This window comes from Nitrospirillum goiasense (assembly GCF_034427435.1).
Classification (GTDB): domain Bacteria; phylum Pseudomonadota; class Alphaproteobacteria; order Azospirillales; family Azospirillaceae; genus Nitrospirillum.
The window spans coordinates 1266376-1284092 of sequence record NZ_JAXQNP010000004.1 but is presented as its reverse complement, the minus strand read 5'-3'; the positions used below and the strand labels follow the sequence as shown (position 1 = coordinate 1284092).

Genomic DNA, 17717 nt, shown 5'->3' with positions numbered 1-17717 from the left:
CAGCGCCCGCCCATTTGCCCGTCACCTTGCCCGTCACCTTGATGGATGCACCCATGACCACGACGCGCACGGCGCCCGCCGCGCCGGACTGCCCGCCCGACCACGCCCCCGCCGCAGCCCATCCCCTGGGCGAGGAGCAACGCGCCCTGTGGGCGGCCTATCGCGCCGCCCCGGGCGAGGCCGGATACATCATGGCCTACGCCGGCGCCTTGCTGCCAGGCATGGACCCCCATCACCTGGCCGCCGCCTTCACCCATGTCATCGCCGGGCATGAGACGCTGAGCAGCGCCTATGACGAGGATGCCGATGGCACGCCGGTGATGCGTCCGCTGCCCGCCGTCGTGCCGGACGTGGCCATCGTCACCATCCGCTTCCCGGATGATGACGCCCGTGCCGCCTGGCTGGCGGCCCAGGCGGACGCGCCCCTGGATTTGGAGGCCGGCCAGGTCTGCCGCGTAAGGGTGCTGGTGGAGGACACCGGCGCCCACGTCGTCGTGGCCGTGCACCATATCGCCGGTGATTTCCTGGCCATGGAATCACTTACGGAACAGGTGATGCTGGCCTATGAGCAGTTGGCCCAGGGGCTGGCGCCCGCCCCGGTCGTCCCCGGCCGGTACTGGGCCTGGCTGGACCGGCAGCGTGCCGCTTTGACGGGACCGCGCGGCCTGAAGCTGGAAACGTTCTGGCGCGGATTGCTCACCGATCCGCCGCCGGAACTGGAGCTGCCATCGGATGGTGGCGACGACACCGGGCCGCACGAATCCGAGATCACCTTGCCCCCCGGAACCACGGCGGCGCTACGCACCTTGGCGGAGCGCCTGGGCGTCGGCCTCTTCCCCCTGCTGACCACCCTGTACCACGTGTACCTGGGACGCTGGAGCGGGCGGGATCGTTTCCTGATTGGCACGCCCGTGTCCGGTCGCATGGGGGCGGCGGACCGCGACCTGATCGGTTGCACCCTGAATGTCCTGCCGTGGCCGGTGGACCTGCGGGACGATCCCACCTTCGCCGATCTGGCACGTCGCACCCAAGCCACCTTCAAGGCCATGCTGCGACACCACCGCCTGCCCTTGGCGCGCATCGCCGCCGCCATCGGCCGGGGCGGTGCCCTGTTCCAACACATGACAACCTATGTGGCGGCGGGGGAACGGCGGCTGATGGGCCACTACATCCCCCATCTGCGGTTCGCCACCCAACGCGGTGGCGCCAATGACCTGAACCTGCGCTGGGTGGATGGCGGCGACCGCCTGACCCTGCAATGGCGGCAGGACACCGCCCGCTACAGCCCCGCCACCGTCGCCCGCATGCAACGGGGCTTCCTGGCGCTGATGGAGCAAGCCCTGGCGACGCCCGGGGTTCGCATCTCCACCCTGCGCGCCCATGCTGAGGGTGACGGCGCAATACTGAGAGGCCCGGCGGCCGGGACGGGCACGGCGCTGGCCCTGTTCCACCACCACGTGGGCCGCACACCGGGCCGCTTGGCGGTGGAATGCGGGACGGACAGCCTGAGCTTCGCCACCCTGGACGCCCGCGCCGCAGCCCTTGCGGGCCGCCTGGCCGCAGCCGGGGTGCGACCGGGTGACACCGTGGGCCTGCATCTGCCGCGCGGCGTGGATTTGGCCGTGGCCATGATCGCCGCGTGGAAGACGGGCGCCGCCTATCTCTGCCTGGACCCGGCCCTGCCGGCCGCGCGCCTGGCCTTCATGGCCACCGACGCCGCCGTGCGCCTGGTTGTGGGCGATGAGAGGTCGGCGACGCTGGCGCTGCCCTGGCTGGGCATGACAGGAGCGCAGGCACCCAGCGCCCCGCCGCCACCCGCAACACCCTCCCTGCCCGCCTACGTCATCTACACATCCGGCTCCACCGGCACACCCAAGGGCGTGGTGGTGACCCAGGGCAACCTGGCCGCCTATGCCCTGGGCGTGCTGGACGCGCTGGACCTGCCGCCGGAGGCCACCCTGACCACCCTGGCCGCCGTCACCGCCGACCTGGGCTACACGGCCTGGTTCGGCGCCCTGCTGGGCGGCCGCACCCTGCGCATCATCGACACGGCCCTGGCTGACGACCCCGACGCCCTGGCCCACCATCTGGCGGAACGGCCGGTGGATGCGCTGAAAATCGTGCCATCGCACCTGGCGGCCCTGATGGCGGTTCCCCAGCCGGCGCGCCTGCTGCCCCGCCGGCGTCTGGTGCTGGGCGGGGAATCCCTCTCCGCCGACTTCGTGGCGCGGGTGCGGGCCTTGGCCCCCACGTGCCAGGTGGTGAACCATTACGGCCCCACGGAAACCACGGTGGGCTGCCTGACCTGGCAGGCCGGCGACGCCGATGACGCCAGCGTGCCCGTAGGGCGGCCGCTGGCGGGCACCCATGTGGCCGTATTGGACCGCCATATGGAACCGGTGCCCACGGGCGTACCCGGCGAGCTGGCCGTGGGCGGTGCCGGCGTGGCCAGCGGCTATCGCGGCCGTCCAGCCCTGACCGCCCAGCGCTTCGTGCCCGACCCGGCGGTCCCTGGCGGCCGCCTATACCTGACGGGCGACCGGGTGGTGATGACGCCGGACGGCGCCATCCGCTTCCTGGGCCGCGCCGACGACCAGGTGAAAATCCGGGGTTTCCGCGTGGAACTGGGCGAGGTGGAGGCGCATCTGCGCCGCCTGCCCGGTGTGGCCGAAGCGGCGGTGGTGGCCCGTCCAGTCCCGGGCCTTGCCGCACTGCGGCTGGTGGCCTTCATTGCCGGCAGCGACCTGCCGGAGCCCGCCGCCCTGATTCACGCGCTGGCCGCCCAGGTGCCCGACGCCATGGTCCCCGCGAACCTCACGGTATTGCCGGCCCTGCCGCGCCTACCCAACGGCAAGATCGACCGCGCCGCCCTGCCGGCGGAAAACACGCCACATGACGCCGCCCCCACGGCCGGGGCCGCCTTGTCGCCGGTGGAGGCAAGCTTGTGCGCGCTTTGGGCGGACGTGCTCGGCCGCCCCACCGTCGGGGTGACGGATGACTTCTTCGCCATTGGCGGTGATTCCATCCTGGCGCTTCAGGTCATCGCCAAGGCTCGCCCGCAAGGCCTGCCGCTGACGCCCAAGATGCTGTTCCAGAAGCGCACCGTGGCCGCCGTTGCCGCGGCCCTGGCGGCGCTGCCGGCCAAAGCGCCCAGGAAGGCCGCCACGCCCGCGGCCGACCTGCCCTTCGCCCTCAGCGGCCTGGGGGCGGAGGCGCTGGGGACGCTGAAGGCCGACCGGCCGGACGTGGTTGACGCCTATCCCCTGTCACCCCTGCAGCAAGGCCTGCTGTTCCACAGCCTGCTGGATGGCAAAAGCGGCGCCTACGTCAACCAATTGGTGCTGGACGCCACCGGCCCCTTCGCCCCCGAGGCCTTCGCCCACGCCTGGCAGGCCACCGTGGACGCCCACCCCCTGCTGCGCACCGCCTTCCGGTGGGAGGGGCAGGACGCGCCCCTGCAACTGGTGCAGCGCATGGCCACCCTGCCGGTCAGCCGGCATGACTGGCAGGCATGGGACGACGGGACGCAGGAAAAGGCGCTGGCCGATTTCCTCACCGCTGACCGGGCCTCAGGCTTTGTGCTGGAGGCGGCCCCCCTGATGCGTCTGGCGATCATGGACCGGGGTAACGGCCGCTGGTGGCTGGTATGGAGCCGGCACCACCTGGTGGTGGACGGCTGGTGTTCCATCCTGCTGCTGGACGAGGTGCTGGAGCGCTACCGCGCCCAACTGGCGGGAGAGGCGCCCCACCTGCCCCACCGCCGCCCCTTCCGCGACCACATCGCCTGGCTGGCCCGCCAGGACGCCGCCCAGCCCCTGGCCTTCTGGGCCGACTTCCTGGCCGGCGCCCAGGATGCGCCCCCCCTGCCCATGCTGCGCCCCGTCCAGCCGGGTCCGGCCGTGCCGCTGAACCGAACCGTGGTGCTGGACCGGTCGGAGACGGCGCGCCTGACGGCCGCCGCCCGCGACCTGGGCGTCACCCTGAACACCCTGGTGCAGGGGGCTTGGGGCCGGACCCTGGCGGCTCTGTCGGGGCGTGACGACGTGGTGTTTGGCGTCACCTCCGCCGGCCGGTCCATGGAGCTGGCGGGCGCGGACGCCATGCTGGGCGTCTTCATCACCACCCTGCCCCTGCGGATGAAGCCAGCCGCCGGCCGCCGGCTCGGCGACTATCTGCGCGCGGTGCAGGCCGACAACGTGGCCATGCGCGAGCATGAGCACGCGGCCCTGGCCGACATCCAGAAACAGCTGGGCGGCGGGGTGCTGTTCGACACCCTGCTGGTCTTCCAGAATCTGCCCATGCTGGAAGGACGCCAGCGCCGCGTGGGGGCCCTGGAGCTGCGCCAACGCCAGAATGTGGAGCGCACGCATTACGGCCTGACAGTGGAGGTGTTCCCGGGGGAGGAGCTGGGGGTGGCGCTGGACGCGGACGCCCGTCGCATCGACGCGGCCGCCTTGTCCCGGGTGGCGGACGGCTTCCGCGCCACCCTGCTGGGCATGACCCGGGGGGCTAACACCCCCCTGGGCGGCCTTCCCACCCTGGGTGCCGCGGAAATGGCGCTGCTGCGCCGCTGGCGGACCAGCGCCGCCGACTATGCCCTGCAACCCGACTGGGTCGCCCGCGTGGCCGACCGGGCGGCCCGCCATCCTGACCGTGTCGTCGCCCGCTGCGACGGCGCCACCCTCAGCTATGCCCAGCTATGGGAACGGTCGGAGCGGTTGGCCCGCGGCCTGGTAGCCGCCGGCCTCACGCCGGATGGCGTCGCCGCCCTGCTGCTGCCGCGCGGACTGGAGTTGCTGACCCTGATGGTGGCGGTACTGCGCGCCGGCGGCGCCTGGCTGCCACTGGACCCCGCCCATCCGCCCGCCCGCTGGGCCCAGGTGATCGGGCAAGCGAAAGCCATTCTTGTCCGTGACCCAGCCATCCCCTGCGACCTGCCGGCCCTGACGCCAGCCGACCTGCTGGACCGGGTGGCGGAGGGGACATTGCCGATGGCCGCCCCGGACGGGCGGCAGTTGGCCTATGTGCTGTTCACCTCCGGCTCCACCGGCACGCCCAAGGGGGTGATGGTCAGCCGCGACGGCATGCTGAACAACATGCTGGCCAAAGTGGCCCCCCTGGGGCTGAGCGAGGGCGACGTCATCGCCCAGACCGCGCCGGCCTGTTTCGACATCTCGGTCTGGCAGACGCTGATGGCGCCCCTGCTGGGCGCGGTGGTGGAGATCATTCCCGACGCGGTGGTCAAGGACCCCGACGCCCTGCTGGACCGGCTGCGCACCGCCGCCGTCACCGTGTTCGAACCGGTGCCGTCGCTGATGCGCGCGCTGGTCGAGAGGGATGCGGTGGGGGGTGCGCCCCTTCCCCTGCCCGCCCTGCGTTGGGTGCTGCCGACGGGGGAGGCGTTAAGCGCCAACGACGCCCGCGCCTGGTTCGCGGCCTATCCCAACATCCCCTTGATGAACGCCTACGGCCCGGCGGAGTGTGCCGACGACGTGGCTTTCCATCCCCTGCGCCATGCGCCGGAACCAGGCGCCGTCATCCCCATCGGCCGGCCCACCGCCAACGCCGACCTTCGCGTGATGGACGACGACCTGTCCCCAGCGCCCGTGGGCGCGGTGGGGGAGATCGTCGTGGGTGGTGTGGGCGTGGGCCGGGGCTACAGCGGTGACCCGCGCCGCACGGCGGCGGTCTTCGTGCCCGACCCCGACGGCCCGCCCGGCGCCCGCGTCTACCGCACCGGCGACCTGGGCCGCTGGACACCGGATGGCCTGCTGGAATGGGCCGGCCGCAAGGATTTCCAGGTCAAGCTGCGGGGCTTCCGCATCGAACCGGGCGAGGTCGAGGCCGTGCTGGAACGCCATGCCGGCGTGCGCCGCGCCGCCGTGGTGGCCCGCCGCGACCGGCTGGTGGCCTACTGGCAGGCGGCGGGGAATGAAGTCGCCCCCGACGATCTGGCCCGCCACGCCGCCGCCCACCTGCCGCCCTACATGGTGCCGGCGCACTGGGTTCCCATGTCCGCCTGGCCGCTGAACGCCAACGGCAAGCTGGACCGCACGGCCCTGCCCGAACCCGGCATGGACCCGGCGGTGGGTGAGGCGCCAGCCACGGAAACGGAACGACGCCTGGCCGATGTGTGGCGAGAGCTGCTGTCCATCGAGGCCGTCAGCCGCGACAGCGATTTCTTCGCGGCGGGCGGCCATTCCCTGCTGGCCGCCCGGCTGGTGGCCCGGCTGCGGCGCATGGGGTGGGACGGCCTCGCCCTGCGCACGGTGTTCGAGGCGCCGACCTTGCGCCGGCTGGCCGCGCGGCTGGATGCCGGCACGGCCACCGACGGGGTGGGTGCCCTGCCGGCGCTGCGCCCCGTGCCGCGCATGGGGCCCCTGCCCCTGTCGCCGGCGCAACAGCGGCTGTGGCTGGTCGACCGGCTGACGGGAGGCGACGCCGCCTACAACATGGCCGCCACGCTGGACCTGCGCGGCGACCTGAATGCCCAGGCGCTGGAGACGGCGCTGAACGCCGTCATCGCCCGGCATGAGATCCTGCGCACCGCCTATCCGGAGAACGACGCGGATGAGGATGGGGTGCCCATGGCCGTACCGGCGGCATCCCTGACCCTGCCCTTGCCCGTGGAGGATCTGTCCGGTCTGCCGGCGGCGGAGCGGGACGCCTGCGCCCTGGCCCTGCGGGAAGGGGATATGGGCCGCCCCTTCGATCTGGCCCAAGGCCCGCCCCTGCGCGCCCGCCTGCTGCGCCTGGCGCCCGGCCATCACCAGTTGGTCTTCGCCATGCACCATATCGTGGCCGATGGCTGGTCGGTGGGCGTGCTGACCCGCGACCTGTCCACCGCCTACCGCGCGGCACTGAACGGAACGGCACCGGACTGGCCCGCCCTGCCGGTGCAATACGCCGACTATGCCGCCTGGCAGCAAGCCGTGCTGTCCGGTGACGGGTTGCGCCGCCGCCTTGCCTTCTGGCGCGGCCATCTGGCCGGCGCCCCGACGCAATTGCGTCTGCCCACCGACCGGCCCCGGCCGCCGGTGGCGCAGACGGCGGGCGGCTCCCTACGCTTCGCCGTGCCGCCGGACCTGCTGGTCCGCTTGGGCGAGTGGGCGCGGACACGGGGCGCCACGCCCTTCATGGCCCTGCTGGCCAGCTTCCAAGCCTTGCTGCACCAGGTGACGGGCGACGATGATCTGGTGGTGGGCACCGATACCGCCGGCCGGCCCGTGCCGGAGGTGGAGGAACTGATCGGCTTTTTCGTCAACGTGGTGCCCCTGCGGTCCCGCCGCCGGCCGGGCATGACGCCGGCCGACATGCTGGACCAGACCCGGCATACCGCCCTGTCCGCCTTCGACCAGGACGCCCTACCTTTCGACCGCATCGTGGAGGCGGTGGGCGTACCCCGCGACCGCAGCCGCAACCCCTTGGTCCAGGCCTTGTTCGTGCTGCAGAACGTGCCGGAAGGGGGGTTCGAGCTGCCCGGCCTGGCCGTCACCCAACTGCCGGCGCTGGAGCGACGCAGCAAGTTCGACCTGGCCCTGTTTCTTGAACCCCAGTGGGAACCCCAGTGTGAACCCCAGGGAGTTGGCGGAGCGGACGGCATGGCGGCCGATTGGGTCTACGCCACCGCCCTGTTCGACCCCGCCACCATCGCCCGCTTCCACCAGGCCTGGATCGCCCTGCTGCGCCACGCGGTGGACGCGCCGGACCAGCCCCTGCCCATCGCACCGCCGGAGGCATCGATCATGAGCACCGCCACCCAGCGCCTGAACGCCAAGCTGGCCCGCCTTGGCGCCCCAGCCACGCGCCCCGCCATCACCCCGCTAGGGGCGGAGGCTGTGCGCCAGTCCTTCCTGACGCCCGGCGCCACCTTCCCCGTGGTGCTGGAACCGGCGGCGGGCGGATTGGACCCCAGCGGACTGGACCCCAGCGCCTGGGCGGCGGCCAACCGGCCGCTAATCGACGGGCTGCTGGCCCGCCACGCCGGCATCCTGTTCCGGGGCTTCGACCTGCCCGGCCCACAAGCCTTCGAGGGCTTCGCCGAAGCCATGGAGCCGGGCGGCCTGTTCGGCGGCTATGGCGACCTGCCCAAGAAGGAAGGGGGACGCAACACCTATCGCTCCACCCCCTATCCGGAGCGGCAGATGATCCTGTTCCACAACGAAAGCGCCCACCTGGACCGCTGGCCGCGCAAGCAGTGGTTCTATGCGGAGCAGGTGGCCCCCGTGGGCGGTTGCACCCCCATCGTCGATGGACGCGAGATGCTGCGCCGCCTGCCCGCCGACCTGGTCGCCGATCTGGAACGCCGAGGCCTGCTGTATGTGCGTACCTTCACCCCCCGTCTGGACGTGAGCTGGCGCGATTTCTTCAAGACCGGGGACCGCGACGCGGTGACGGCCCGCTGCGCGGCCGGGGGCATCGAGTGCCGCTGGCTGGACCCGGAGACGCCGCAAACCCGTAGCCGGGGGCCGGCCGTCATCCGCCACCCCCTGACGGGGGAGCGCAGCTTCTTCAACCAGGTGCAATTGCATCACCCTCATTGCCTGGAGGCCGACGTGCGCGAGGATCTGCTGGACCTGGTGGGCCTCGACCGCTTCCCGCGCAATGTCCTCTATGGCGACGGGACGCCCATCCCCGACGCGGTCATGGCGCGGATCGGGGAGGCGTATGAGGCCTGCGCCGTGCGCTTCGACTGGCGCAATGGCGATGTCGTGATGCTGGACAACATGCTGGCCGCCCACGCCCGTGATCCCTATGAGGGGCCGCGCCGCATTGTCGTGGCCATGGGCGCCATGACGGACCGTGCCAGCCTGGCCGCCCCTGGCACGGCGGAGGTGGCGTGATGACCATCGCCCTGACACCCCGCCAGTCCGAAATCCTGACCTCGCTGGGCACGGGCGCACCGGATGGCCATCCCTGGCGCCTGACCCTGGACATCCAGGGCCAAGTGAATGAGGCGCGCTTGCGCCAAGCCCTGAATCAGGCCGTGGCCGCCCATGCGGCCCTGCGCCTGGAAATCACCGACGGCGGCCAGCGGGTGCGCGCCGCCGCGCCCATCGCCTGGGCAACCACCGCCTGGACCTCGACGGACCGCCCCCCGATGCAGGCCGCCTTCCAGCGCATGGGTGGCGATTCCGGCCGCCTGATCCTGACGCTGTCGCCCTTGGTGTTCGACCGGGGCAGCGTGGCGCCCCTGCTGCGCACCCTGGCGGCGGCCTATGCCGGGCGGGCGGAGGAAAAACCCCGGCTGGACTTCACCCGCTACGTCGCCTGGCGGGAGGAACTGGCCCAGGCGCCGGAGGCCGCCGATGGGCGCGCCTATTGGCGATGCCAGACGGGGCCCGAACCGCGTCTACCCTATCGTGGCGCCACAACGGCCAGCGGCCGGGACCAGCATCAGGTCCAGCGCCCCTTGCCCGACATCGGCCCCCTGACCCAGGCGCTCATCGCCCGGGGCACAGCGCTGGAGGCGGCCCTGCAGGCGCTCTGGTGGGTGGTTGCCGCCCGCGTCATGGGGCAGGAAAGCTTCCGGGCTTGGTGGCGGCACGATCCGCGCCGCGACTACGACGCCTTCCAAGGGACCGTCGGCCTGCTGGAAGATTGGCTGCCCGTGGCGGTCACGGTGCCGGGCGACAGCACCCTCGCCGACATCCTGGCGGGCGCGACGGCGCTGCTGGAGGAACACCGGGCACAGCAGGAATATCGTTCTGAAATCGTAACGAATATGCCTTCCCTTGGCTTCGCCGTGCATGAGCCCCTTCCCGCCGTGGCGATGGGCGGCCTGGTCTGGACCGCCGCCACGCTGGAACGGCCATTGGGCGCCGTGGCATTGGCCCTGGACCTGACGCTGGACGGCGGCCGTCCCACGGTGGCCACGTTGCGCTATGACCCGGCGCTCTACGGGGACGGCGCCATGGCGGCCCTGCTGGACCAGTATGCCACCGGCCTAGCGGCGTTGCTCCCTCATCTGGACGGCACCGTGCGCGACCTGCCCCTGCTGGGCGACCGCGACCGCCGGGCGCACGCGGCCTTGGATCAACGGGCGACGGCGATCGCGGCACCCGGCGTGGTCGACCTGTTGCTGCGTTGGGCCACGCACCAGCCCAGCGCCCCGGCCCTCTGCGAGGGCGACGCGGTGTGGAGCTACGCCGAACTGCTGCGCCGGGTGGACCATCTGGCCCGCCACCTGCGCCACGCCGGCGTGACGGCGGAGACGCGGGTGGCCTTGGCCCTGCCACGCGGGGCCCCGCTGGTCCTGGCGCTATGGGCGGTGCTGCGCGCTGGCGGCACCTACGTCCCGGTCGATCCAGCCTGGCCCGAGGCACGCCGCGCGGCCACGCTGGCGGCGGCCCGTCCGTTCCGGGTGCTGACGGCGGAGGACGTGGCCCAGCTGCTGGCGCAGCCGGCGCCGGACGTGCCTCTGCCCCCACCCGGCGATCGGGACGCGGCCTATGTCATCTTCACCTCCGGCTCCACCGGCACGCCCAAGGGGGTGGTGGTGGAACATGCGCAGTTGGCGGCCTATGCCGCGGGCATCACCCAGGCGCTGGACCTGACCCGCAACCGGCGCTTCGCCCTGACCTCCACCGTGGCGGCCGATTTGGGCAACACCACCCTGTTCGGCGCGGCCGCCACCGGCGGCTGCCTGGTGGTGGCGGATGACGCGGCCATGGCGGACGGGGCGGCCTTCGCCCGCTTCATCGCCGACCAGGACATCGACTGCCTGAAGATCGTGCCGTCCCACCTGGCGGCCCTGTTGGACACGCCCGCCCCGCGCCTGCCCCGCACCTTGGTGCTGGGCGGGGAGCGGGCACCGGCGGCCCTGCTGTCCGCCGTGCGGGCGCTGGATGCCGGCGTGCGGATCTTCAACCACTACGGCCCCACCGAAACGACGGTGGGGGTGATGGTGCACAAGCTGGATGGCGACGACACCCTTCCGGACGGCCTGCCGCTGGACCGCGTGCTGGCCGGCACCGTGGTCCGGCTGCTGGATGCCGCCGGCCGGCCCGCCCCCCTGGGCGCGGTGGGTGAGGTGCATGTGGGCGGCGCCCAGGTCTGCCGCGGCTATCTCGATCGGCCGGAAGATCCGGCCTTCATCGCCGATCCCCTGACCCCCGGACAGCGCCTGTACCGCACCGGCGACCTGGGCCGCCTGGGACCGGACGGCGCCCTGCGCCTGATCGGCCGGATCGACGACCAGGTCAAGGTGCGGGGCTATCGGGTGGAGCCGGCGGAGATCGAGGCCGCGGCCCTGGCCCAGGACGGCGTGCGCCAGGCCGCCGTGCGCCCCTGGGGCGAGGGTGCCGACCTGCGGCTGGTGCTGTACGTCGTGGGCACAATGGATGCCCCTGCCCTGCGCGCCGCGCTGGCGCGGCACCTGCCCGACGCCTTCGTCCCCGCCCAGGTGGTGACGCTGCCCACCCTTCCCCGCCTGGGCAACGGCAAGGTGGACCGCGCCGCCCTGCCCGCACCCGATGCCGGAACCCCCGCCGCTGCGGCCACCGCCACCAGCGACCCGCTGGAGGACATGGTGGCCGGCCTGGTGGCGGGGCTGCTGGAACGCGGTGCCGTGGGGCGGATGGACAATCTGTTCGACCTGGGCCTGCACTCCCTGCTGGTCATCAAGCTGGTGGCGCGGCTGCGCCGTCGCCTGGGGGTGGAGGTGACTCCCGCCCTGGTGTTCGACCACCCCACCGTGGCCGCCCTGGCCGGGCAGCTGCGGGCCCTGGGCGCTGATACGAACGCCCTCCAGCAGGCTGTGGCCTGACCCCCTTCTTCCCATTTCACGGACGGTCCACCCCATGGCCCAGACGACCTTGGACATCGCCCAGCGCTTCGCCCAGCTTCCGCCAGAAAAACGGCGCGGCTTCCTGGAGGCGCTGGCCGCCCGGGGATTGCCCTTCACCCGCCTGCCCATCCCGCCGCGGGCCCCGGACGCGGCCCCCCTGCTGTCGCCGGCGCAACGGCGGCTATGGGCCCAGGCGCAATTGGACCCCGCATCCGCCGCCTATACCATGCCCGGCATTTTCCGCCTGCGCGGCGCGCTGGACATCGCGGCCCTGCGGACGGCACTGGGTGGCCTGGCGAGCCGGCACGCCATCCTGCGCACCGTCTACCGGCCCGACGGCGCGGGCGGCAGCCATCCCCTAGTCCTGCCCCCCGGCCCCGTGGCCTTGGATCATGTCAATCTCGACGGTCGGGCGGACGCCGACACCGCGGCCCGCGCGATGGCGGAAGAGTTCGCGGCCCGGCCCTTCGACCTGGCGACCGAGGCGCCGCTGCGCGCCCGGTTGCTGACGCTGGCAGCGGATGAGCATTGGCTGGTGGTGGCCCTACACCACATCGCCGCCGATGGCGCCTCCCTGCCGCTGGCTCTGGCGGACCTGGCGGCAGGCTACGCAGCGGCGCGGCGGGGTGAGCCTCAAGCAGCCGCGCAAGCCGTGCAATACGCCGACGCCGTTGCCTGGCAGGCGGCCTGGCTGGAGGGTGGTGAGGCCGACCGGCAGCGGGACCATTGGCGCGCCCGAATGGCGGACGCGCCCCCTGCCCTGGCCTTACCGGCGGATGGCAGCCCGCGCACGACGGCAACAGACACATCCCAAGCCGGCGCAGAATGCGCCGTGGCCCTGCCGCCGGCCCTGGCCCATGATCTGCGCCGCCTGGCGCGCGACGGCGGGCACACTCTGTTCACGGCCTTGCTGGCGGCCTACGCCATCCTGCTGTCCCGGCTGACCGGGCAGGATGACCTGATCATCGGCATCCCCGCCGCCGGCCGCCGCCAGCGGGAAGCGGAAAGCCTGATCGGCTGTTTCGTGAACACCCTGCCCGTGCGCCTGCGCCTGGACGACCGCGCCGGCTTCGCCACCCTGATGACCCAGGTGGCCACCGAGGTGGCGGCGGCGCTGGACCATCAGGATTTGCCGCTGGAGGACATCGCCACCCTGGCGCCCGCGCGGGAGGGCCACCCCCTGGTGCAAGTGATGTTCGACCATGCGCCGGCGCCGCTGGGAACGCTGAGCATGGACGGACTGACGGTGGAATCCCTTCCCCTGCCGGTGCGCACCGCCAAGTTCGACCTGGCGCTGGGCAGCGTGGAGCAGACGGACGGCGGCATCCTCGGCCGGCTGGCCTATCGCACCGGATTGTTGGGCCCCAAGTCCGCCCAGCGCACGGTGGAGCGGTGGCGGGCGCTGCTGGCGCAAGCCGTCGCCGCCCCCGACCGTCCCATCACCAGCCTTGATCCCCGCACCCCCGCCGAGGTGGCGGCCATCACCGCCTGGCATCGCGACCCGGCCTGGGCCCTGCCGCCACCGCCGGCCGTGCCGCTGCTGATCGCCCGCCATGCCGTCACCCGGCCGGACGCGCCCGCCGTGCTGTTCGACGACAGCACACTGACCTTCGGCGCCCTGAACCGCCGCGCCAACCGCCTGGCCCGCCGCCTGCGCACCCTGGGGGCCGGGCCGGAGGCGCGCGTGGGCGTCTGCCTCAACCGCACGCCGGACCTGATCGTCACCCTGTTGGCGGTGATGAAGTCGGGCGCCGCCTTCGTGCCGCTGGACCCGGATTATCCGCTGGAACGGTTGCGCGCCATCCGCGCCGGCGCCGGCCTGTCGCTGATGGTGGGCGCCCCTCTGGACGACCTGCCCACGCTGGCCGGCCCCGGCGACGGCACGGCGGGGCTGGATGATGGCGATCTGGACGTGACGCCCCATCCCCGCAGCCTGGCCTACATCATCCACACCTCCGGCTCGACTGGCGTACCCAAGGGGGTGGCGGTGGAGCATGGGGCGCTGGCCATGCACTGTGTGGCCACCGCCGCCCTCTATGACATGACGGCGGGCAGCCGCGAGCTGCATTTCCTGTCCTTCACCTTCGATGGCGCGCAGGAGCGCTGGATGACCGCCCTGACCCAGGGCGGCAGCCTGGTATTGCGTGACGACAGCCTGTGGACGGCGGAACAGACCTATGAGGCCATCCGCCGCCATGGCGTGACCCACGCCGGCTTCCCGCCCAAGTATCTGCAGCAGTTGGCAGCCTGGGCGGAGACCCAGGGCGATCCGCCGCCCGTCCACCTCTATTCCTTCGGGGGGAGGCCATGCCGCGCGCGGGGCTGGAGCGTCTGTTTGCCAGCCTGCGCCCCCGCCGGGCCATCAACGGCTATGGCCCCACGGAAACGGTGGTGACCCCGCTGGTGTGGAAGGGCGATGGCACCACCCTGCCGGACACGCCCTATGTCCCCATCGGCCGGCCGGTCGGCGACCGCAGCGCCCACATCCTGGATGGCGACCTGCGCCCCGTGCCCCTCGGCGTGCCGGGGGAACTGTGGATCGGCGGCAGCGGCCTGGCCCGGGGCTATGTCGGCCAGCCGGCGGCCACGGCCGATCGCTTCATCCCCGATCCCTTTGGGGACACCGGCGCCCGGCTGTACCGCACCGGCGACCTGGCCCGCTGGCGCGAGGACGGTACGGTGGAATATCTGGGCCGGCGCGACACCCAGGTGAAGATACGGGGCTTTCGCGTGGAGCCGGGAGAGATCGAGGCGCAACTCATGGCGCAGGCGGGCGTGCACCAGGCCGTGGTGGTGGCGGATGAAACGGGCGGCGCCACCCGCCTGGTGGGCTATGTGGTGCCGGTCGCTGGGGCCACGGTGGAGGTGGCGTCGCTCGCCACCCGGCTGGCTGAAGTGCTGCCCGCCCATATGGTGCCGGCGCGCCTGATGCTGGTTCCCGCCCTGCCGGTGACCCCTGCGGGCAAGTTGGATCGCACCGCCCTGCCCGCCCCCCGATGGGAGGCGGACGGCCAAGTCGCCCCCCGCGACGCGCGCGAGGCCATACTGGCCCGGCTGTGGGCGGAGACGCTGGGCCAGGCGAGCGTGGGTGTCACCGATAACTTCTTCGAGATCGGCGGCGATTCCATCCTGGCCTTGCAGATCGTGGCCCGCGCCCGGGCGCAAGGACTGCGCTTCACACCCAAGCAGTTGTTCGACCGGCAGACCATCGCCGCCTTGGCCCCCGTGGTGGTGGAGACGGGAAGTGCCGCCCCGGAGTTGCCGGTACCGGACGGCCCGTCCCCCCTCACCCCCATCCAGTCCTGGTTCTTTAGTCAGCCCATCCCCCGGCGCCAGCGCTGGAACCAGTCGGTCCTGCTGGCCAGCGACCGGCCGCTGGACGCGAAGGCGCTGGCCGGCGCCCTGGCCCTGCTGGGCCGCCATCACGACGCGCTGCGCCTGCGCTTCACTCAGGATGCGGACGGCGCATGGTGGCAAAACCATGCAGCCGAGGCTGACATCCCACTGGATGAGACAGCGGCCCAGACGGCGGCTGACATCACCCGGCTGTGCGATGAGGCCCAGGATGGCCTGGATCTGGCGCACGGGCCGCTGATGCGCGCCCGCCTGATCCGACAGCCCGACGGTGGCCAGCGTCTGTTCCTGGTCGCCCACCATCTGGTGGTGGACGGCGTGTCCTGGCGGGTGCTGCTGGACGATTTGCGCGCCCTGAACACCGGCCCCTGCCAGGACCGCGCCCTGCCCGCCCGCACCGCCCCCTATGCGCTATGGGCCCGGCGGCTGGCCGACCTGGCCCGGACGCCGGCCATTCAGGCGCAATTGCCCCGCTGGCGGGCGGCCCTGGATACGGCCCCCCTGCCGGTCGACCGGCCGGGCGGCCCCAACACCCGGCGCCACGCCGTCACGCGCACCCTGCGGTTGGACACCGCCGCCACCCAGGCCCTGCTGACCACCGCGCCCGCCGCCTATCGCACCCGCATCGACGTGCTGCTGCTGGCCGCCTTGGCGGAGGCCGTGCGCCACACCTGGAAACGCCCCGCCATCACCGTCCACCTGGAGGGGCATGGGCGCGAACCGTTGTTTCCCGAGTTGGATCTGGAGCGCACGGTGGGATGGTTCACCAGCGTCTACCCCGTGCGCCTGGAGACCGCCGGAGACTGGGACGCCACCATCCGCCGAGTGAAAGAGACCCTGCGCGCCGTGCCGGAGGGCGGCATCGGCTTCGGCCTCCTGCGCCATCTGGCCCCGGACGCGGCGACACGCGACGCGCTGGCGGCCCCAGTGTCGCTGTCCTTCAACTATCTGGGCCAGTTCGACGGCGCGCTGCGCGACGGCCCCTGGCGGGCGGCGCTGGAGGATTGTGGCGTCGGCACGGACCCCGACTCCTCCCTCGGCGCCCTGATGTCACTGGACGGGCAGGTGCTGGACGGTGTGCTGGCCCTGCACCTGCGCTATAGCACCGCCCTGTTCCGCGAGGACACGGCCGCCGCCTTCCTGGCCGCCTATGAGGCCGCGCTGACCGGCGTCGTCCAGCATTGCCTCGCCACGATTCCGGGCCAGGCGACACCGTCGGACTTCCCCCTGGTGGAGCTGAGCCAGGCGCAGTTGGATACCCTGCCCGTGCCGGCGCCCGACATCGCCGACATCCTGCCCGCCACCCCGCTGCAGGCCGGAATGGCGCGGCACCATCGTCTGCATCCCGATAGTGACGCTTACGCCGTCCAGGTCTGGGCCTTGATCGATGGCCTGGACCCCACGCGCATGGTGGCCGCGTGGGAAGCCATGGCCAGGCGCTGTGACATCCTGCGGGCCAGCTTCGCCTGGCCACGCGGCGATTGCGACGATCCGGTGCTGCTTGTGCGTCGGGCCGTGGAGCTGGACGTACAATATCCGGACTGGCGGGGTGAGGCCGATGTCGACACCGCCTGGAACAGGCACCGGGACGCCGAATGGCGCCGCGGCTTCGTGCTGGACCGGGCGCCACTGATGCGCCTGACCCTGGCGCGGACGGGTGACCGGCAGTACCGCTTCCTTTGGACCTGGCACCATGCCCTCTTGGACGGATGGAGCATGTCGCGGCTGCTGGGCGACATCCTGCGCCTTTATGACGGCGAAACGCCGCCACCGCCCGCTGGCAGGTTGCACGACCTGGTTGCCTGGAAACAGCGGCAGGACGGCGGTGCCGCTGACTTTATCTGGCGGGCGGAGCTCGCTAACCTGCCCGAACCCACCCGTGTCCGCGACCATCTGGCACCTCCAACCGAAGCGGAAGCCGATGGCGCCGTGGAACACGTGCTGGATGAGGACGCCGTACACCGGCTGAACACCGTGGCGGCGCGGGAGCGGGTGACACCGAACACCTTGGTGCAGGCGGGCTGGTTGCGGGTGCTGTCCCAGGTGACAGGCCGAACCACGGTGGCCTTCGGCGCCACCATGTCGGGCCGCGGCCTGGACATGCCCGACATCGACAGCGTCATGGGCCTGCTGGCGGGCACCTTGCCCGTGGTCCACACCCTGGCGGCTGGGGAGGACAAGGGCACCGCCCTACGCCGGCTGTTCGAGCAGAACCTGCGCCTGCGCCAATTCGAGCACGCGCCGCCGCCCCACCTGCAGTCGTGGAACGACCCGGCAAACGCCCCCTTCGACAGCACGCTGGTGTTCGAGAACTATCCGGTGGACGAGGCTTTGCGTCATGAGGTGCGGGGAGACATGAGTTTCAGCGACGTCAGCAACCGCGGCCGCCTCAGCTATCCCCTGGCCCTGGTGGTGGTTCCCCGCGCCACCCTGGGGCTGCGGCTGGAATATTGCGGCCGGACAGTGGGGGAACGGAATGCCCGCGCGCTGATGGACAGCCTGGCGGCGCATGTTCTGGCACTGGCGGCGCATTAGAGTTTTTCTGACTTTCGTCGAAGCGTCAGGAAAACTCTAA

3 protein-coding genes and 1 pseudogene are annotated in these 17717 nt (G+C 72.3%); all 4 read left to right on the top strand.

Features of this window, described 5'->3' with window-relative positions:
* The first annotated feature begins 53 nt into the window (after positions 1 to 53).
* The 4 genes and pseudogenes from ULB03_RS27220 to ULB03_RS27205 all read left to right on the top strand — a co-directional run bounded on the left by ULB03_RS27220 (position 54) and on the right by ULB03_RS27205 (position 17677).
* On the top strand, positions 54 to 8843 hold the full coding sequence (locus ULB03_RS27220) for a non-ribosomal peptide synthetase (protein WP_322486213.1): 8790 nt from the start codon (positions 54 to 56) through the stop codon (positions 8841 to 8843).
* Entirely contained in the window at positions 8843 to 11767 is a 2925-nt protein-coding gene (locus ULB03_RS27215; RefSeq protein WP_322486212.1) for a non-ribosomal peptide synthetase, read from the top strand. The genes ULB03_RS27220 and ULB03_RS27215 overlap by 1 nt, the downstream gene beginning before the upstream one ends.
* Positions 11768 to 11801: 34 nt before the next feature.
* Positions 11802 to 14296 (top strand): annotated as a pseudogene (locus ULB03_RS27210) (condensation domain-containing protein); the annotation flags it as partial.
* Positions 14297 to 17677 carry a condensation domain-containing protein gene (locus ULB03_RS27205; RefSeq protein ID WP_416211203.1) on the top strand — a complete coding sequence of 1127 codons (3381 nt, stop codon included), beginning with the start codon at positions 14297 to 14299 and terminating at the stop codon, positions 17675 to 17677. It begins immediately after the preceding pseudogene.
* Positions 17678 to 17717 lie beyond the last annotated feature (40 nt).